The 16,851-nt window shown below is 72.0% G+C and carries 19 protein-coding genes and 1 pseudogene; 17 read left to right on the forward strand and 3 right to left on the reverse strand.

Features of this window, described 5'->3' with window-relative positions:
- Positions 1–153 precede the first annotated feature (153 nt).
- Positions 154–1,122 carry a class A beta-lactamase gene (bla, locus tag ACFFRH_RS36030; RefSeq protein ID WP_344745772.1) on the reverse strand — a complete coding sequence of 323 codons (969 nt, stop codon included), beginning with the start codon at positions 1,120–1,122 and terminating at the stop codon, positions 154–156.
- Between the two features lie 110 nt (positions 1,123–1,232).
- On the opposite strand from bla, the gene ACFFRH_RS36035 reads away from it, so the two are divergent.
- Both ACFFRH_RS36035 and ACFFRH_RS36040 read left to right on the forward strand, forming a co-directional pair.
- Complete coding sequence (locus tag ACFFRH_RS36035; RefSeq protein WP_386161966.1) at positions 1,233–2,126, forward strand: LysR family transcriptional regulator; 894 nt, start codon at positions 1,233–1,235, stop codon at positions 2,124–2,126.
- Complete coding sequence (locus ACFFRH_RS36040) at positions 2,123–3,025, forward strand: serine hydrolase (protein WP_386161968.1); 903 nt, start codon at positions 2,123–2,125, stop codon at positions 3,023–3,025. The genes ACFFRH_RS36035 and ACFFRH_RS36040 overlap by 4 nt, the downstream gene beginning before the upstream one ends.
- Before the next feature lie 275 nt (positions 3,026–3,300).
- Here the strand turns inward: ACFFRH_RS36040 and ACFFRH_RS36045 are convergent, their stop codons facing one another.
- On the reverse strand, positions 3,301–4,077 hold the full coding sequence (locus ACFFRH_RS36045) for an alpha/beta fold hydrolase (protein ID WP_386161970.1): 777 nt from the start codon (positions 4,075–4,077) through the stop codon (positions 3,301–3,303).
- A gap of 57 nt (positions 4,078–4,134) precedes the next feature.
- Between ACFFRH_RS36045 and ACFFRH_RS36050 the strand changes: the two genes are divergently transcribed.
- Positions 4,135–4,608: a MarR family winged helix-turn-helix transcriptional regulator gene (locus ACFFRH_RS36050; protein WP_386161972.1), complete on the forward strand. Its 474-nt coding sequence runs from the start codon at positions 4,135–4,137 to the stop codon at positions 4,606–4,608.
- A 149-nt stretch (positions 4,609–4,757) separates the two neighbouring features.
- Here ACFFRH_RS36050 and ACFFRH_RS36055 read toward each other — a convergent pair whose 3' ends face one another.
- Positions 4,758–5,363 carry a TetR/AcrR family transcriptional regulator gene (locus ACFFRH_RS36055; RefSeq protein ID WP_425581755.1) on the reverse strand — a complete coding sequence of 202 codons (606 nt, stop codon included), beginning with the start codon at positions 5,361–5,363 and terminating at the stop codon, positions 4,758–4,760.
- Between the two features lie 63 nt (positions 5,364–5,426).
- On the opposite strand from ACFFRH_RS36055, the gene ACFFRH_RS36060 reads away from it, so the two are divergent.
- From ACFFRH_RS36060 to ACFFRH_RS36125, 14 genes and pseudogenes are all read left to right on the forward strand, one after another.
- Positions 5,427–6,254, forward strand: coding sequence for a class I SAM-dependent methyltransferase (locus ACFFRH_RS36060; protein ID WP_344745765.1), 828 nt, complete (start codon positions 5,427–5,429; stop codon positions 6,252–6,254).
- 271 nt (positions 6,255–6,525) lie between these two features.
- Positions 6,526–7,305 (forward strand): CoA transferase subunit A, encoded by a 780-nt coding sequence (locus ACFFRH_RS36065; RefSeq protein ID WP_344745764.1) that lies wholly within the window; start codon positions 6,526–6,528, stop codon positions 7,303–7,305.
- Positions 7,302–7,931, forward strand: coding sequence for a CoA transferase subunit B (locus tag ACFFRH_RS36070; protein ID WP_344745763.1), 630 nt, complete (start codon positions 7,302–7,304; stop codon positions 7,929–7,931). Before ACFFRH_RS36065 ends, ACFFRH_RS36070 begins: the two co-directional genes overlap by 4 nt.
- Entirely contained in the window at positions 7,928–8,194 is a 267-nt protein-coding gene (locus ACFFRH_RS36075) for a hypothetical protein (RefSeq protein WP_344745762.1), read from the forward strand. The genes ACFFRH_RS36070 and ACFFRH_RS36075 overlap by 4 nt, the downstream gene beginning before the upstream one ends.
- 6 nt (positions 8,195–8,200) lie before the next feature.
- Positions 8,201–8,989 (forward strand): protocatechuate 3,4-dioxygenase subunit beta, encoded by a 789-nt coding sequence (gene pcaH / locus ACFFRH_RS36080; RefSeq protein ID WP_386161975.1) that lies wholly within the window; start codon positions 8,201–8,203, stop codon positions 8,987–8,989.
- Complete coding sequence (gene pcaG, locus ACFFRH_RS36085) at positions 8,986–9,510, forward strand: protocatechuate 3,4-dioxygenase subunit alpha (RefSeq protein WP_344745760.1); 525 nt, start codon at positions 8,986–8,988, stop codon at positions 9,508–9,510. Before pcaH ends, pcaG begins: the two co-directional genes overlap by 4 nt.
- Positions 9,511–9,727: 217 nt before the next feature.
- Positions 9,728–9,865: pseudogene (locus tag ACFFRH_RS36090) on the forward strand (cupin domain-containing protein); the annotation flags it as partial.
- A gap of 119 nt (positions 9,866–9,984) precedes the next feature.
- On the forward strand, positions 9,985–10,134 hold the full coding sequence (locus ACFFRH_RS36095) for a cupin domain-containing protein (RefSeq protein ID WP_344745791.1): 150 nt from the start codon (positions 9,985–9,987) through the stop codon (positions 10,132–10,134).
- Between the two features lie 199 nt (positions 10,135–10,333).
- Positions 10,334–10,771, forward strand: a complete 438-nt coding sequence (gene aroQ, locus ACFFRH_RS36100) for a type II 3-dehydroquinate dehydratase (RefSeq protein WP_344745759.1) — start codon at positions 10,334–10,336, stop codon at positions 10,769–10,771.
- Positions 10,771–11,616 carry a shikimate dehydrogenase gene (locus tag ACFFRH_RS36105; protein ID WP_344745758.1) on the forward strand — a complete coding sequence of 282 codons (846 nt, stop codon included), beginning with the start codon at positions 10,771–10,773 and terminating at the stop codon, positions 11,614–11,616. The genes aroQ and ACFFRH_RS36105 overlap by 1 nt, the downstream gene beginning before the upstream one ends.
- A 33-nt stretch (positions 11,617–11,649) precedes the next feature.
- On the forward strand, positions 11,650–13,518 hold the full coding sequence (locus ACFFRH_RS36110) for a sugar phosphate isomerase/epimerase and 4-hydroxyphenylpyruvate domain-containing protein (RefSeq protein ID WP_386161978.1): 1,869 nt from the start codon (positions 11,650–11,652) through the stop codon (positions 13,516–13,518).
- Positions 13,515–14,213, forward strand: a complete 699-nt coding sequence (locus ACFFRH_RS36115; protein WP_344745757.1) for a TetR family transcriptional regulator — start codon at positions 13,515–13,517, stop codon at positions 14,211–14,213. Before ACFFRH_RS36110 ends, ACFFRH_RS36115 begins: the two co-directional genes overlap by 4 nt.
- Positions 14,214–14,749: 536 nt before the next feature.
- On the forward strand, positions 14,750–16,057 hold the full coding sequence (locus tag ACFFRH_RS36120; protein ID WP_344745756.1) for an MFS transporter: 1,308 nt from the start codon (positions 14,750–14,752) through the stop codon (positions 16,055–16,057).
- Positions 16,054–16,830, forward strand: coding sequence for an N-acyl homoserine lactonase family protein (locus ACFFRH_RS36125; RefSeq protein WP_344745755.1), 777 nt, complete (start codon positions 16,054–16,056; stop codon positions 16,828–16,830). Before ACFFRH_RS36120 ends, ACFFRH_RS36125 begins: the two co-directional genes overlap by 4 nt.
- Positions 16,831–16,851 lie beyond the last annotated feature (21 nt).

Genomic DNA, 16,851 nt, shown 5'->3' on the forward strand with positions numbered 1-16,851 from the left:
CGAGGTCGGTGGGTTTGAGATTCAGCTCGTTGGTCGCCGACACGAAGCCCAGGCCCGCGCCTCCCACGGCCGGCAACGCGATCCCCGCGACCAGCAGACCCGCCGCCGCCCCGATCGCCACCAGACGCCCGATCTTCGTCCCCCTGCCGGACATCAGAGCCTGCCGAGCCCGCGGGCCAGGATGGTGGCGGTCTTCGCGATGGTCCGGTTGTCGGTGGCGAGGCCCGGGGCGCGGTTGGTGTAGATCGCCATGATGACGGGGGCGGCGCCCTTCCTGGGCCAGATGACGGCGATGTCGTGCCCGCCGCCGAACCCGTCGGAGTTCGTGCCGGTCTTGTCGCCGACCGTCCAGGTCCTGGGCAGGCCCGCGCGGATGCGCTCGTCCCCCGTCGTGTTCGCGATCAGCCAGGTGTTCAGCCGCGCCCGGTCCTTGGCGTCGAGGGCGTTCCCGGCCGTGATCGCGCGCAGGTCACGGCCCATGGACGCGGGCGTCGTGGTGTCGCGCCTCTCCTTGGGACTCCAGCCGTTGAGCTCGGTCTCCCACCGGTCCAGCCGGGAGATCGGGTCCTTCAGCGTCCGGAAGTAGCGAGTGAGCCCGGCGGGGCCGCCGATCTGCCTCAGCAGCATGTTGGCCGCGGTGTTGTCGCTCCGGGTGATGGCCGCCTCGCACAGCCGCGCGACGGTGAGCCCGTCGTTCGTGTGCTTCTCGGTGACCGGCGAGCCGGGCTTCACGTCGGCGGCCGTCCACTTGACGACCTTGTTCATCAGGCCGGGCCGGGAAGTGCGCGCCCTGTGCAACACGCCCGCGCAGAGGGGCGCCTTGAAGGTGGACAGCAGCGGGAAACGCTCACCCGCCCGGTACGTCACCGTCCTGCCGGTGGCCGTGTCCACGGCGTACGCGCCGATCCGGCCCTTGAAGGACGCCTCCAGCGTGCGCAGCTCCTCGAAGACCCGATCGGTGCGCGTGGACACCATGGACACCATGGACACGGCCACCGGCGCCGGTGCCGTCACCGGCGGAGCGGTGGTCGCATGGGCGGCCGAGGCGGCGCCCGCCAAGGGGACGAGCGTGAGTGAGGCCAGCGCTGAGAGGGTGGCGCGTCGGACGGGACGAGTGGGCATGCGATGCCTTCCGGCGGCGGATGGGATTCGATGGGAGTCTCGCGTCGCCCTTTGATGCCGTCAAAGACAGAAACGATCGGTTCCATGCTGAAATGGCATACGCTTACGTCATGGACCGCCTCGGAGCGTGCAGAGCGTTCGTCAACGTGAGCGAGCGCGGCAGCTTCACGGAGGGCGCGGCGGCCACCCGGGTGCCGCAGTCGGTCGCGAGTCGCCGGATCGCCGCCCTGGAGAAACACCTCGGGGAGCGGTTGTTCGACCGGTCGTCGCGCGGAGCGACGCTCACGCAGTTCGGCCGTGACATGCTGCCGTCGGCGAAGCGCCTCGTGCGCCTGGCGGACGACATGGAGCACGAGGCGAAACAGGCCAAGCTCAATCCCCTTCGCCTCGCCGTCCCCGACGTCTGCACCACGCGCGATCTGGCACGCCTCGACGCGGAGGCGCGCCGGAACGGCGTTTATCTCGATCTTCACGCCGCCGCCCCGGCCGGGCGGACGGAGCTCGTCCGCTCTCGTGAGGCCCGCGCCGCCCTCGCGGCGGTACCGTCGGACGACGCGACCTGGTCGGTGAGGCTCGGGCTCGCCGGCGCCACGGACCAGATCGCGGACACCGTCTACGTCGAGGCCCTCCGGGTCGGCCGGGCCGCGCGGTCGTCGCGGAGGAGCCGGATCTGGATCCAGCCGGAGGACGACGTCCCGCACATCCGCGACCGGATGTTCCGGATCCGGGACGCCGTCGGTCTCCAGCCCGCGCAGGTCACCGTCTCCGCCACGCTCGCCGCCGCCACCGCCGAGGTCCTCGGCTCGACGGATCTCCTGCTGTGCTCGCCCAAACAGGCCGAGGAGCTGGGTCTGCACTGGCGCCCCGTCGGCGAGATCCAGCTCGTCCGCGGGTTCGACGTCACCGCCGCCGTCAGGGACGACGCGGAACGCATCCGGACCCGGCTGTGGCACGCGATCGCACGCTGCCTGGGCGCGCACGACCAGGACGGAGAGACGCCGTGAACGTCGAGAACCTGATCCGCGAACTCCGGCGAACGCTCGACGACGCCGGGCTGAGCGGATCGTTCCTGGTCCGGGACCTGCGTTCCGGAGAGGAGGTCGGTATCGAGCCGGATCTGGAGTTCCCGATCGCCTCGCTCGTCAAGATCCCGCTCGCCGTCGCGACCCTCGAACGCATCCGGAGGGGCGAACTCGACGGTTCCACGCAGGTGACCGTGCGACCGGGCGCGATCACCACCTCGGGGCCGACCGGGCTGAGCAGGTTCCGGCACCCGGCCCGGATCGCCATCGACGACCTGCTCTACCTCAGCATCGCCGTGAGCGACAACACGGCCGCGGACGCGCTGTTCGCCTTCACCTCGCCCGCCGAGGTCTCGGCGCTGCTGCACGGGCTGGGGCTCCAGGGCATCGCGGTGCGTCACACCATGCGGGAACTCTCCGAGGCCCCGACGGCACGCCTCGACCCGACAGACGCCCATCTGGCCCACTTCCTCGCCATCGAAGCGGGTACGGCCGGGCGGGGACATCGCATCCCGCTCCTCGACGTGACCCGCGCGAACTCGGGATCCGCGCGAGCGCTCATGGAACTGCTGCAGGCACTGTGGACACCGTCCCGGATCGACACGGGCGTCAGCGAGCGCGTACGGACCCTCATGGCCGCCAACGTGCTGCGGCATCGGCTGGCACCCGATTTCAGCTCCGACGCCTCGAAGTGGTCCTCGAAGACCGGGACGCTTCTCAACCTCCGCCACGAGATCGGCGTCGTCGAGCACGCCGACGGCCAGGTCTTCGGGGTCGTCGTGCTCACCGAGTCCCGCGTGCCGGCCATCGACCAGCCCGGAGCCGAGGCGCTCATGGCGCAGGTCGCGCGCACACTCCGCGATCGGCTACGACACCTGTGACCGGGACTCCCCCCCCCGGGTGCGGAACACGGCGGGAACAGGCCCCGGAGGGCGAGGACATCTCGATGACCGCTCCGCCCGGCCGGTCCTGACGCTTTCATGACACGAACTCGCCCCCGGGCCGGCGACGTGGAAGAACGGGACGGTCATCAGCGGTACGGGCTGTGCGGGCAGATCGGGGCGGCGTACGGCCAACGCCGTCGAGCCGGTTTCCCGGCCCGAACAGGGGGTCGCCCGGCGGGGGAGACCGGAGGCGGCGCGGTCACAGGGCGCGGTCACAGGGTGCGGAGGAAGTCCGTGAGGATCTCGTCGAAGACGCCGGGGTGTTCCATGTTGGGGTAGTGGGCGGCGCCGTCGACGGAGACGGTGCGGCCGTCGGCGACGGTTCCGGCGAGCCGTTCGGCCATGCCGATGTGGTCGGGCGAGTCGGCCGCGCCGTGGACGGCCAGCACCGGGACGCCGATCCCGGCGGCGCGCTCCCAGGTGTCGCGGACCGGGACGAGCCAGTCGGGTTCGCCGGAGGTGTGCTTGCCCATGGTCTCCGTGGCCATGCCGCGCAGGCGGCGTACGACGTCGGGATCGACCTCGTCGAGGGTCCGGTGCGGGCCCGCCGCGAACAGCGTGAACGCCTCGACCGAGGCCGCCAGGTCACCGGCGGCCATCGCGGAGGTCCAGGTGGTGAGGGTCCGGGTGGTCCACGGGTCGGTGAAGTACGGTTCGCCGGTCCCGGCGCCGCCGACGACCAGGGCCCTGACCAGCTCGGGGTGTTCCAGGGCGGTGTCGACCGCGGTGGCGGCTCCCATGGACACGCCGACGAGGACCGCGGGACCGGTGCCGAGGTGACGGAGCAGCGCGGCGAGGTCGTCGGTGTGGCGGAACGGCCCGGTCGCGTTGGCGGACCGGCCGTGGCCCCGGGCGTCGGGTGCGATGACGTGGTGGTGCGGGGCGAAGGCGGGTATCTGCGCGTCCCACATGCCATGGCTGAGAAAGCCGCCGTGCAGCAGGACGAGGGGTGGGCCGGAACCGGCTTCGCGCCAGAACAGATCATTCATGACACCTAAGGTGTCATTTTATCGCCAAAATGACAACCTGGGTGTCATCATGGTGGGGTGAGCGAAACAGGGCGGGATGAGGCGCCGGTGGAGTTGGCCGACCGGCTCGCCGGGGTGTTCGATCTGGTGGGGCCGCTGTACCGGCGGGCACAGCGCAAGGTGGAGCAGGACGTGCCGGGGGAGGGGCTGTCGGTCGGGGTCCGGGCCGTGTTGAACATGCTCCACGGGCACGGGCCGATGACCGTCCCGCAGATGGGCCGGGCCCAGGCGCTGAGCCGCCAGTTCGTGCAGCGGATGGTCAACGAGGCGGCCGCCAGGCACCTTGTGGAGTCCGTCGAGAACCCGGCGCACAAGAGGTCCTCGCTCATCCGGCTGACCGCCGAGGGTGGGGCCGCCATCGGCGCCGTGATCGCCCGCGAGCGCGCGATGCTCGGTCAGGTCGGCGACGACCTCACCGACGAGGAGGTCGACGGCTGCGTCCGGGTGCTCTCACGCCTGCTCCGGCTCCTCGACGACGTCGAGATGGACTGACGGGCGGACCTGCGGGTGGACCAGGTCCACCCGCAGGTCCGCGAGTCGCGAGTCGCGAGCGCTGGGAGGTCTGCGCGGCCGGCGGGCCGGTCGTCCCGACCGGCCCTCGCCCGGTGCCGCGTGACGGATCGCCGGCGCGGACGGGCGGCTCAGAGCAGCCGTCTCTGCACGACGTCGGCGATGACCGTGGCCACGATCCTGTGGACGGCTCCGTCCTCGGGCGGGGTGCCCCCCGCGCCCGCGTACAGCAGGTGCCCGGCCCCGACCAGCGTGAACGCGAGCGTGTCGACGTCGGCGTCCGCCGCGATGCGGCCCATCTCGCACTCGGCGGTGAGGTAGGAGGCGAGCATGGCGCCGGCCTCCGCCAGGACCGGGACGCCCGTCGACCCGGCCTGGCGCAGCCGGGCGCGCAGGTCGTCCCGGGAGATGACGAGGCCGACGATCGCCACGGCGACCGTCTCGAACAGTTTCGTCAGCGCGCCGGTGAGGTTGCCGGCGACGGTGCCGGTCCCGGCGGAGTCGTACAGGGCGGTGGCCTGGCCGCCGATCCGGGCGACGCGGTCCAGCACGAGCTCGGCGAGGAAGGCGTCGAAGTCGGCGAAGTGCCGGTGCAGGACCCCCTTGGCGCAGTCGGCCTCCGTGGTGACCGCCCGGCTGGTCAGCGCGTTCGGCCCGTCCCTGAGCAGGACGCGTTCGGCGGCGTCGAACAGCTGCTCGCGCGCGTCGCGCATGGCCACCCCCGTCGGCACGTGCATCCCCACTTTCGATCGAAGAACCCGCCCGTTGACGAGTGGGCATGTGCCCACTATGGTGGGCGCATGCCCACTATACCGTCGGCCGGAGCGCCCCTTCCTGAAAACGATCCTCATCGACACCGGCGGGTGGCGGAGTCGTTCGGCTCGGACGCCGAACGCTACGACCGCGCCCGGCCCCGCTATCCCGACGCCATGGTCGACCGGATCGTCGCCGCCAGCCCGGGGCCGGTCGTCCTCGACGTCGGCTGCGGCACCGGCATAGCGGCCCGACAGTTCCGGGCGGCCGGTTGTGAGGTGCTCGGCGTCGAGCCCGACGCGCGGATGGCCGACTTCGCGCGGCGCGGCGGGATCGAGGTCGAGGTGGCGACGTTCGAGGACTGGGACGCCGCCGGCCGGATGTTCGACGCGGTCGTCGCCGGGACGGCCTGGCACTGGGTGGACCCGGTGGCGGGAGCCGCCAAGGCGGCGCGGGTGCTGCGGCCCGGTGGCCGGCTGGCGGCGTTCTGGCACGTGTTCCAGCTCCCGGCCGGCGTGGTGGAGGCCTTCACCGCGGTCTACCGGCGGGTGGTGCCCGACTCGCCGTTCCTCTTCCAGGGGGCCGGGAACGCCATGGAGGGATACCAGGCGCTGTTCACCAAGGCCGCCGACGGGATCCGCGAGGTGGGCGGGTTCGGCGACCCGGAGCAGTGGCGGTTCGACTGGGAGTGCTCCTACACCCGGGAGGCGTGGCTGGACCAGCTGCCCACCTCCGGCGCGCTCACCTGGCTCCCGCCGGACAGGCTCGCGGAGGTGCTGGAGGGCGTCGGGGACGCCGTCGACGCGATGGGGGGCGCCTTCACCATGCCCTACACCACGGCGGTCGTCACCGCCGCGCGAACCGGAGCCGCCTGACGCGCCCGGCGTACGCGATAGAGCCTGCGTGCGCGGTAGAGGCGGTAGAGCTGGCGTACGCGGTAGAGCCTGTGCGCGTGATAGGGCCGCCATTCGCGGTGCGGCCGCATCGCGAATGGCGGCCCTACCGCGTCCCATGGGGCCGGGTGTCCGCGCCGGTTCCTCCCGGGCCGGCGGAGGCGCTTTGACAGGACGGTCGCCGGTACAGATACTCAAGTGCGCAATAATGAACCAAAGTTCGCACAGCGAACAACCGGCCGAACGGAGTGTCGTGCGCGGAGACAAGGTGATCGCCACGGCCGCGGAGGCCCTGGCGGACGTGCGCGACGGCGCGTCGTTCGCGGTGGGCGGGTTCGGCCTGAGCGGCATCCCGAACGTGCTGATCCAGGCCCTGTACGACACGGGGGTGCGTGGGATCGGCGTGGTGTCGAACAACTGCGGCGTGGACGGCGGCGGCCTGGGCGTCCTGCTGGAGGCCGGGCGGATCGGCCGGGTGACCGCCTCCTACATCGGTGACAACAAGGAGTTCGCCCGGCAGTACCTGACGGGGGAGCTGGAGGTGGAGCTCACCCCGCAGGGCAGCCTGGCCGAGCGGCTGCGCGCGGGTGGCTGCGGCATCCCCGCCTTCTACACCCCGGCCGGGGTCGGCACGCCGGTCGCCGACGGCGGGCTGCCGTTGCGGCACGGCCCGGACGGTTCGGTGGTGCTCGCCTCGCCGCCCAAGGAGGTGCGCGAGTTCGACGGCCGGGCCTACGTGCTGGAGCACGGCATCACCACCGACTTCGCGCTGGTGCGGGCCGCGAGGGGAGACCGGCACGGCAACCTCGTGTTCGGCAAGGCCGCGAGGAACTTCAACCCGCTGGCCGCGATGGCCGGGCGGGTCACGATCGCCGAGGTCGAGGAGCTGACCGAGCTCGACCCCGACGAGATCCACCTGCCCGGGGTGTTCGTCCAGCGCGTCGTGCCGCTCACCCCGGAGCAGGCGGCCGACAAGGCCGTCGAGCGGCGCACCACCTCCGTGCCCGCGGAGCGAGAGGGGACCACCTCATGAGCTGGAGCCGTGACCAGATGGTCGCGCGCGCGGCGGACGAACTGCGCGACGGTGACTACGTCAACCTCGGCATCGGCCTGCCCACCCGGATCCCCTCCTTCCTGCCGCCGGGCACGGACGTGATCCTGCACTCGGAGAACGGCATCCTCGGCGTCGGCCCCTACCCCGCGCCCGACGCGGTCGATCCCGACCTGATCAACGCGGGCAAGGAGACCGTGACCGTGCTCCCGGGCGCGTCGTTCTTCGACTCCTCGCTGTCGTTCGGCATGATCCGAGGGGGCCACATCGACGTGGCGGTGCTGGGCGCGATGCAGGTCTCGGCCCGTGGCGACCTGGCCAACTGGATGGTCCCCGGCAGGCTCGTCAAGGGCATGGGCGGCGCGATGGACCTGGTCCACGGCGCCCGCAGGGTCATCGTGATCATGGACCACGTCGCCAAGGACGGCTCGCCGAAGATCGTCGAGAAGTGCTCGCTGCCCCTCACGGGGAAGGAGTGCGTCCACCGCATCATCACCGACCTCGGCGTCCTCGACGTCACGGGGGAGGGGCTGGCGCTGGTGGAGACCGCGCCCGGGGTGAGCCTGGCGGAGCTGCGCGATCGTACGGACGCTGAGGTGAGGGCATGAGGGGCCTCGTCGTCTCCGTCGTTTCTGCCGTGGACGCCGTGGACGCCGTGGACGCCGTGGACGCCGTGAATGTCGTGGACGCCGCTGAGGCCGTGGGTGCTGTGCACGTCGTGAACGTCGTGGACGCCGGGCGCGTGCCCTCCGGCCGTCACAGCGGGCCGTCGCCGGGCATCCGCCCGGCCGGCCCGGCCGCCCACGTCGTCAGGGCCGTGCCCGGGACGGCCGGTCCCGGTCAGGGCCTCGCCGTCGTTCCCGAAAGGTAGGAGTTCATGTCAACACCCCTCACGCAGGCCGACATCGACCGCGAGATCGCCGAGCTCCGCGAGCTCCGCGAGCGCGAGATCGGGGCCGGGGCCGGGGGCGCAGGTGACGGCCGGGAGGCGCACCACCCGTCCCGCGACTACGGCCCCTACCGCAGCACCGTGCTCCGCCACCCGAGGCAACCGCTGATCGCGCTCAAGGACCCGGACGCGGCCGAACTGGCCGGGCCGGTCTTCGGCGTCACCGACGTCACCGCGCTCGACGCCGACCTGACCAGGCAGCACCTCGCCGAACCGCTGGGCGAGCGCATCACCGTGCACGGCCGCGTCCTCGACAGGAACGGCCGCCCGGTGCGCGGCCAGCTCGTGGAGATCTGGCAGGCCAACGCCTCCGGTCGCTACCCGCACCAGCGTGACGACCACCCGGCCCCGCTCGACCCCAACTTCACCGGCGTCGGCCGCTGTCTCACCGGCGACGACGGCGGCTACGCCTTCACCACGATCAAGCCCGGCGCCTACCCGTGGCGCAACCACACCAACGCCTGGCGTCCCGCGCACATCCACTTCTCGGTCTTCGGCACGGCCTTCACCCAGCGCCTGGTCACCCAGATGTACTTCCCGAACGACCCGCTGTTCCCCTACGACCCGATCTTCAACTCCGTCACCGACGAGCGGGCCCGGCAGCGCATGATCGCCGCCTACGAGCACGACCTGTCCGTTCCCGAGTGGTCCCTCGGCTACCGGTGGGACATCGTCCTGGACGGCCCCGCCGCCACCTGGATGGAGGAGGGCCGGTGAACCCCACCCCCTCGCAGACCGTCGGCCCCTTCTACGGCTACGCGCTCCCGTTCCCCGGCGGCGGTGACATCGCCACCGGAGGGATCACCCTGCACGGGTACGTCTACGACGGCGCGGGCGCTCCGGTGCCCGACGCGCTGCTGGAGTTCTGGCAGGCGTCCCCGTCCGGCGACCTCACCGGCGCGCCCGGCACGCTGCGCCGCGACCCGGTGAACGGCGCGGTCGTCGGCAGGAACGGTGTCGACTTCACCGGCTTCGGCCGGGTGCCCACCGAGGCCGACGGCCGCTGGACGCTGCGCACGCTCGTGCCCGGCAACGGCTACATCAGCGTGTGCGTGTTCGCCCGTGGCCTGCTGCACCATCTCTACACCCGGGTCTATCTCGCCCACGACGCCTTCCTCGACTCGCTGCCGCCCGAGCGCGCGCACACGCTGCTCGCCGCTCGGGAGGGGGAGGACCGCTACCGCTTCGACATCCACCTGCAGGGCGAGAAGGAGACGATCTTCTTCGACTTCGGCTGACTCCGGCCCGGCTGACCCTCCTCGGCCCAGGCCCGGGCCTCGGGCCCGGTCGGCTCGCAGGCCGCGCCGTCGTGCCCGTCACCGGTGAGCGCACGCACCGCGACCGCCGCGAGGTCCCGCTCGTGCGGCGGGGACATGGCGGTCGCGCCGTACGGCTCGCGCACGACCGCCTCGGCGCGTGTCCGGTGGCACGCCCCGGGGGCAGCGCTTCCCCACGATGCGCGGGCCGGCCGGTCTCCAGGTGGTCCTGCGGGGATCGTGTCGGCTGATCCCCCCGGACGGCGGTGCCTCCGTCGCGCCGAACGTCGGCGACATGATGGTCCTGCCGCACGGAGGCGGATACGCGCTCGCCGACAGCCCCGCCACCCCGCTGACCGCGCCCGTCCGCGAACCGCTGAACGGCTCCCGGTTCGAGGATCGCTGCGCCTCCGCGACCGTGGGGAGACCGGGAAGGACGGCTCGCGGGCGGTCACCGTGCCCCTCTGCGGCGGATACCGGCTCGATCCCGGCCGGGCGCACCCGCTGCCGGGCGACCTGCCGGAGATCGTCCACCCGCCCGCCCGCCTCGGGCGCCGTCCCGAACCGCTCGCCGCCGTCCACCTCCTCGGCGGTGACCCGGTGTAACGCCACAGTGGCCGGCCGGGTGGCCGGTGGCAGGACGACTGGAAAGCCGGGGCGTCATGCGCTATAACGAACTCACTAGTTCGTACATGAGGTGGGACGTGAACGGGAAGGACGTTCCCGGTGCTGTCACGTGGCCGCTCCGGCCCGGTCCGCACCCCTGTCCAGTCAGCTAACGTACTAGTACGTACATTGGAGAGCGATGCCCAGCGTCCTGGTCCTCAACGGACCCAACCTCAACCTCCTCGGCCGTCGCGAGCCGCACCTGTACGGCGGTGCGACGCTCGCCGACATCCAGGCGCGGTGCCACCGCACCGGCGCCGAGCTCGGGCTTGAGGTGGACTTCCGGCAGAGCAACCACGAAGGTGTGCTGATCGACGCCGTCCACGAGCCGGGCCCGGCCGCGATCGTGATCAACGCGGGCGGCTACACCCACACCTCCGTCGCCCTGCGCGACGCGCTGGCGGCCGTCGCCCTGCCCACCGTCGAGGTCCATCTCACCAACATCCACCGGCGTGAGCCGTACCGGCGCACGTCGTTCGTCTCCGAGGTCGCCGACGCCGTGATCTGCGGCGCCGGGGCGCACGGGTACGTTCTCGCGCTGACCCACCTGGCGCACCTGCTGAAGAGGGAGAACTGATGGCCTCGTACCTGACCGGGTTGATCGGCTCGGGCATCGGCCCCTCGCTCAGCCCTCCGCTGCACGAGCGCGAGGCCGCCCACCACGGGCTGCGGTACGTCTACCGCCTGCTCGACACCGACAACCTGGGGCACGACGTGGGGGAGCTGGTCCGCACGGCCCGCCGGTTCGGCTACGACGGGCTCAACATCACCCATCCGTGCAAGCAGGCCGTCATCCCGCACCTGGACGAGCTGTCGGCGGACGCCCGCATGCTGGGCGCCGTCAACACGGTCGTCTTCGACGGCGAGCGGGCCGTCGGCCACAACACCGACTGGACGGGCTTCGCCGAGTCGTTCGAGCGCGGCCTGCCGGACGCGCCCACCCGGCGCATCGTCCAGCTCGGCGCGGGAGGCGCGGGAGCGGCGATCGCGCACGCGCTGCTGACCATGGGCGCCGGCCAGGTCACCGTCGTGGACGCCGATCCCGGGCGGGCGACGGAGCTGGCCGGACGACTGGGCGAGCGCTTCGGGCACGAACGGGCCCACCCCGCCACCCAGGACGACCTGCCCGGACTGCTCGCCGACGCCGACGGCCTGGCGCACGCCACCCCCACCGGCATGGCGCTCCATCCCGGGCTGCCGCTGCCGGTCGAGCTGCTCCACCCCGGCCTGTGGGTGGCCGACATCGTCTACCGGCCGCTGGAGACCGAGCTGCTCAAGCAGGCCCGCGCCCTGGGCTGCCGGACGCTCGACGGCGGGGGCATGGTCGTCTTCCAGGCCGCCCACGCCTTCCGCCTCTTCACCGGCCGCACCCCGGACAGCGAGCGGATGCTCGCCCACCTGACCGACCTGGTCACCAGCTGAGAACCGCCCACCGTCACCACCCGAGAGGGAGCCATGCGCACGTCCATCGCCACCGTCTCCGTCAGCGGCACCCTCACCGAGAAGCTCATCGCGATCGCCACCGCCGGTTTCGACGGTGTGGAGATCTTCGAGAACGACCTGCTCGTCTGCCCGCACCCGCCCGAGGAGATCCGCGCCCGCGCCGCCGACCTCGGCCTCGGCATCGACCTCTACCAGCCGTTCCGCGACTTCGAGGCCGTGCCCGCCGCCACGCTGGAGGCGAACCTGGAGCGGGCCGAGCGCAAGTTCCGGGTGATGGAGCGCCTCGGCGCGGATCTGCTGCTGGTCTGCTCGAACGTCTCGCCCGCCTCGATCGGCGACGACGCCCTCGCCGCCGAGCAGCTGCGCCGGCTCGCCGAGCGGGCCGCCGAGCACGGCATCCGGATCGCCTACGAGGCGCTGGCCTGGGGCCGGCACGTCAACGAGTACCTGCACGCCTGGCGGATCGTCCGGATGGCCGACCACCCCAACCTGGGCACCTGCCTGGACAGCTTCCACATCCTGTCGCGCGGCTCCGACCCGATCGGCATCGAGGCCATCCCCGGCGAGAAGATCTTCTTCCTACAGCTCGCCGACGCGCCGCTGCTCGCCATGGACGTGCTGCAGTGGAGCCGTCACTACCGCTGCTTTCCCGGCCAGGGCACCCTGGACGTCGCCGGGCTGGTCCAGCACGTGCTGAACGCCGGATACGACGGGCCACTGTCGCTGGAGGTGTTCAACGACCACTTCCGCCAGGCCGACACCGGCCGCACCGCACGCGACGGCATGCGCTCGCTCATCGCCCTGGAACAGACCCTGCGGGGCGCGGCGCACCCCGCCGTGCCCACCGGCTTCGCCTTCGCCGAACTCGCCGACGCCGGCTCCCTGAGCGGCGTGCTGAGCGCGCTCGGCTTCACCCGTACCGGCTCCCACACCAGCAAGCCGGTCGAGCTGTGGAGCCAGGGGGAGGCCCGGATGCTGCTCAACGCCACCGGGGCCGATCCCGCCCTGGTCGCCCTCGGACTGGACAGCCCCGACCCCGCGCGGGCCGTCAAACACGCCGAGACGCTGCTGGCGCCGGTGCTCCCGCGCGAGCGCGCCCCGCAGGACGCCTCGCTGGACGCGATCGCCGCCCCGGACGGCACCGCGCTCTTCTTCTGCGACACCGCCTGGCTCGGCGACTTCGGCGCCCCCGGCGACTCAGGCGCCGTCGAGGCCGCCGGGGCCGCCGGGGCCGCCGGGGCCGCCGTGCCCATCGAGGCCGTCCCCGGGCAGATCACCCACATCGACCACGTGGCGCTCACCCAGCCCTGGCACCACTTCGACGAGGCCGCGCTGTTCTACGGCAGCGTGCTGGGCCTGCACCCGCAGGAGAGCCTGGAGCTGCCCGACCCCTACGGCCTGCTGCGCAGCAGGGCGATGTCGACGACGCCGGTGTCCGGCGCGGGCGCCACGGACGAGGCCGCAGAGGCCACCGGAGCCGCCGGGGCCGCCGGGGCCGCCGAACAGGTGCGGATGGTGCTCAACATCGCCCAGGTCGGCGCGGGCGACACGCCGTGGCAGCACGTCGCCCTGGCCAGCGGCGACCTGCTGTCCGTCGCCCGCAGGCTGCGCGCCGAGCATCCGGAGCTGCTGCTGCCCATCCCGGGCAACTACTACGACGACCTGGAGTGCCGCCATGACGTGGACCCCGAGCTGCGCCGGCTGGGCGTGTTGTACGACAGGGACGAGCACGGCGAGTTCCTGCACATGTACACCGTCACCGTGGGACGTGTCTTCTTCGAGATCGTCCAGCGCGTCGGCGGCTACCGGGGCTACGGCGCCGTCAACGCCCCGATCCGGCTCGCCGCACAGCACGCGGGCCATCCTAAGATGGGTCAATGACCTCGCAGCCCGCCACCACCGAACGCCAGCGGGACGCTGACCGCACCAGGGCGGAGATCCTCAAGGTCGCCCAGCACGAGTTCGCGCGCCACGGCTACGCCGGTGCGCGGGTCGACGAGATCGCCGCCAGGATGCGCACCACCAAGCGCATGATTTACTACTACTACGGCAGCAAGGAGCGGCTCTACATCGCGGTGCTGGAGAAGGCGTACGCCGAGGTCCGCGCGGCCGAGCGCACGGTCGACGTCGAGCACCTGGCCCCGGTCGAGGCGATCCGCACGCTGGCCGAGCTGACCTTCGACCACCACGACGCGCACCGCGACTTCATCCAGCTCGTCGCCATCGAGAACATCCACCAGGCCGAGCACATCCGCAAGTCACAGGCGCTGGCCGGTCTCGCCACCCCGGTGCTCGATCTCATCGAACGCATCCTCGACGCGGGCCAGGAGTCCGGCGACTTCGTCACCGAGGCCGACGCCATCGACGTGCACATGATGATCAGCTCGTTCTGCTTCTTCCGGGTGGCCAACCAGCACACGTTCGGCGCGCTGTTCGGCCGCGACATGACCGCGCCCGAGCACCGGGCCAGGCTGCGCCGGATGGTCGGCGAGATGGTCGTCGGCTACCTGCGCGGGGAAGGCGGGGAGGGCCGAGAGAGCGGGGAGGGACGCCCGGCGTCGGCTTCTCCGGCGTGACGGCATGACGGCGTGACCTCGCGTCCGAGGCGATCTCGCGTCCGAGGCGACCCGCCTCCGGCATGAACCCGCCTCCGACGTGACCTCGCGTCCAACGTGACCCCGCGTTCGGCGCGACCTCGTACCGCCGTCCGGCCGGCGTGCCGCCCGGACGGCGTTTTCGGCGTACGGCGCGCGGTGCCGGCGTCCGCGATGACGTCGGTGGCGTCCGTGCCCATGTCGGTGTCCATGCCCATGCCGGCGTCCATGTCCGTGTCCGTGTCCGTGTCCGTGTCAGTGTCCGTGGCGGCGTCGGCGTGCCTTCGCGTGCCCGGCGGGCGGGGGTGAACCGGGTCGCGTCACACCGCTGACGTGCGACGTACCCGGAACACGATGCCGGCACCCCGCCGGTCTCCGTCCGGGCGCCGCCGCCCCGGACGAGCGCGGGCACGGGTCCGGCAGGTAACCGATTGGCAACACCCTTGTAATGTACGAACCGGTGAGTTAGTTTCCTGCCATCGCGCCATCCCCCTAACCTCCCAGCATGAGGAGCACCCGTGACAGTGCAGGGTAAACCCCGCAAGGCGGCCGCGGCGGCCTGGATCGGCAGTGCCTTGGAGTACTACGACTTCTTCATCTACGGCACCGCGGCCGCGCTGGTCTTCAGCAAGATCTTCTTTCCGTCCTCCTCGCCCGCGACGGGCACGCTCCTGGCGTTGGCGACCTTCGGCGTCGGCTATCTGGCCAGGCCGGTGGGCGCCTTCGTCCTCGGGCACGTGGGCGACAAGTTCGGCCGCAAGAAGGTGCTGGTCATCACCCTGGTGATGATGGGCGTGTCGACGTTCCTGGTCGGCTGCCTGCCCACCTACGACGAGGTCGGCGTGCTCGCGCCGATCCTGCTCGTGCTGCTGCGCCTGCTGCAGGGCTTCTCCGTCTCCGGCGAGCAGGCGGGTGCCAACTCCATGACGCTGGAGCACGCCCCGCCTGGACGGCGTGCCTTCTACACCAGCTTCACCCTCAACGGCACCCAGGCCGGGCAGATCATCGCCACCGCCGTCTTCCTGCCGATCGCCGCGCTGCCCGAGGAGCAGCTGCTGAGCTGGGGCTGGCGGGTGCCGTTCTGGCTGAGCATCGTGGTGGCCGTGGTCGGGCTGATCATCCGGCGCACCCTGGAGGAGACGCCCGCGTTCGAGCAGGAGGTCGCCGACAACACCGTCGCGAAGCTCCCGCTGGCCGTGCTCTTCCGCGAGCACTGGAAGGACGTGCTGCGGGTCGTCGTGGCCGCGGTCATCGCCTCGGTGAGCACGATCTTCACCGTCCACGCCCTGTCCTACGCGGTCAACACCATGGGGCTGGAGCGAGGCCCCATGCTGTGGGTGGGCGTCCTGGCCAACGTCGCCGCGGTGATCAGCATCCCGCTGTGGGGCATCCTGTCGGACAGGATCGGCCGCAAGCCGGTCTTCATCGGCGGGTCGCTGGGCTGCGGGGTGCTGATGTTCGCCTACCTGTGGTCGATCTCCACCGGCAGCTACGCCCTGATCTTCGTGCTGGGCATCGCGATGTTCGGCGTCGTGCACAGCGCCACCAGCGCGGTCTGGCCCTCGTTCTACGGCGAGATGTTCACCACCAAGGTGCGGCTGTCCGGCATGGCGGTCGGCACCCAGATCGGCTTCGCGATCGCCGGCTTCGCGCCTACGGTGGCCACCGCGCTGGCGGGCACGGGCAAGGAGAGCTGGTTCGGCGTGTCGGTCATCGTGGCGGTACTGTGCCTGGTCAACGTGGCCGCGGTGGCGACCGGCCGGGAGACCTACCGGGTCCCCACCGAGCAGCTCGGCCTCAAGCGTACGGAGCCGGTGGAAGCGTGAACGAGTTCCGCGTCTACGCCCTCCGCTACGCCGTGCGCGACGCCCGGCGCGGGGAGCACTTCCACGGCTACGACGCCCGCGCGGGGCAGTCGCATCCCACCTCGTACTACGTGTGGCTCGCGGTCTCCGAGCGGCACACCGTCGTCGTCGACACCGGCATCAGCCGCACGCGCGCCCAGGGCGTCGAGGGGCTGGACTACCGCACCTCGCCGGTGGAGGCCGTGGCCGCGCTGGGCGTACCCGCGGACTCCGTCGGCCACGTGGTGCTGACCCACCTGCACTACGACCACACCGGCACCGCGCGCGAGTTCACCTCCGCCCGCTACGTCCTGCAGCGGGCGGAGCTCGACTACTGGACCGGGCCCTGGGCGGACCGCGTCACCAGGGAACGCTGGCTGCTGAACGACGACGACCTGGCCCACCTGCTGGCCGCCCGCGAGGACGGGCGCATGACGCTGGTGGACGGCGACGCCGACGTCGTGCCCGGCCTGAGCGTCCATCTGGTCGGCGGGCACACCGCGGGCATGCAGGTGGTGCGCGTCAACACCGCGCGCGGCGACGTCGTCCTCGCCTCCGACGCCGCCCACTTCTACGAGAACCTGGAGGACGACCGGCCCTTCCCGATCCTGCACAGCATGACGGGCATGTACGAAGCCTTCGACAGGATCGGGCAGCTGGCAGGCGGGCCGCGCCTCGTGGTCGCGGGCCACGACCCGGAGGTGCTCGAACGCTTTCCGCTGCTGGGACCCGACGTCGCGGTGATCTCCGGCTGAGCGGCCCGCCGTTCCGGCTCG

It is taken from the genome of Streptosporangium vulgare (assembly GCF_042428775.1).
In the GTDB taxonomy this organism is placed as follows: Bacteria; Actinomycetota; Actinomycetes; order Streptosporangiales; family Streptosporangiaceae; genus Streptosporangium; species Streptosporangium vulgare.

Excerpts from the sequence above, each read along its gene's own strand:
- ACFFRH_RS36110 (WP_386161978.1), top strand. The coding sequence starts at position 11,650 with ATGCGCACGTCCATCGCCACCGTCTCCGTCAGCGGCACCCTCACCGAG.
- ACFFRH_RS36060 (WP_344745765.1), top strand. The coding sequence starts at position 5,427 with ATGCCCACTATACCGTCGGCCGGAGCGCCCCTTCCTGAAAACGATCCT.
- ACFFRH_RS36035 (WP_386161966.1), top strand. The coding sequence starts at position 1,233 with ATGGACCGCCTCGGAGCGTGCAGAGCGTTCGTCAACGTGAGCGAGCGC.
- ACFFRH_RS36045 (WP_386161970.1), bottom strand. The coding sequence starts at position 4,077 with ATGAATGATCTGTTCTGGCGCGAAGCCGGTTCCGGCCCACCCCTCGTC.
- ACFFRH_RS36075 (WP_344745762.1), top strand. The coding sequence starts at position 7,928 with ATGAGGGGCCTCGTCGTCTCCGTCGTTTCTGCCGTGGACGCCGTGGAC.
- ACFFRH_RS36105 (WP_344745758.1), top strand. The coding sequence starts at position 10,771 with ATGGCCTCGTACCTGACCGGGTTGATCGGCTCGGGCATCGGCCCCTCG.
- pcaH (WP_386161975.1), top strand. The coding sequence starts at position 8,201 with ATGTCAACACCCCTCACGCAGGCCGACATCGACCGCGAGATCGCCGAG.
- ACFFRH_RS36070 (WP_344745763.1), top strand. The coding sequence starts at position 7,302 with ATGAGCTGGAGCCGTGACCAGATGGTCGCGCGCGCGGCGGACGAACTG.
- bla (WP_344745772.1), bottom strand. The coding sequence starts at position 1,122 with ATGCCCACTCGTCCCGTCCGACGCGCCACCCTCTCAGCGCTGGCCTCA.
- ACFFRH_RS36055 (WP_425581755.1), bottom strand. The coding sequence starts at position 5,363 with ATGCACGTGCCGACGGGGGTGGCCATGCGCGACGCGCGCGAGCAGCTG.
- ACFFRH_RS36115 (WP_344745757.1), top strand. The coding sequence starts at position 13,515 with ATGACCTCGCAGCCCGCCACCACCGAACGCCAGCGGGACGCTGACCGC.
- aroQ (WP_344745759.1), top strand. The coding sequence starts at position 10,334 with ATGCCCAGCGTCCTGGTCCTCAACGGACCCAACCTCAACCTCCTCGGC.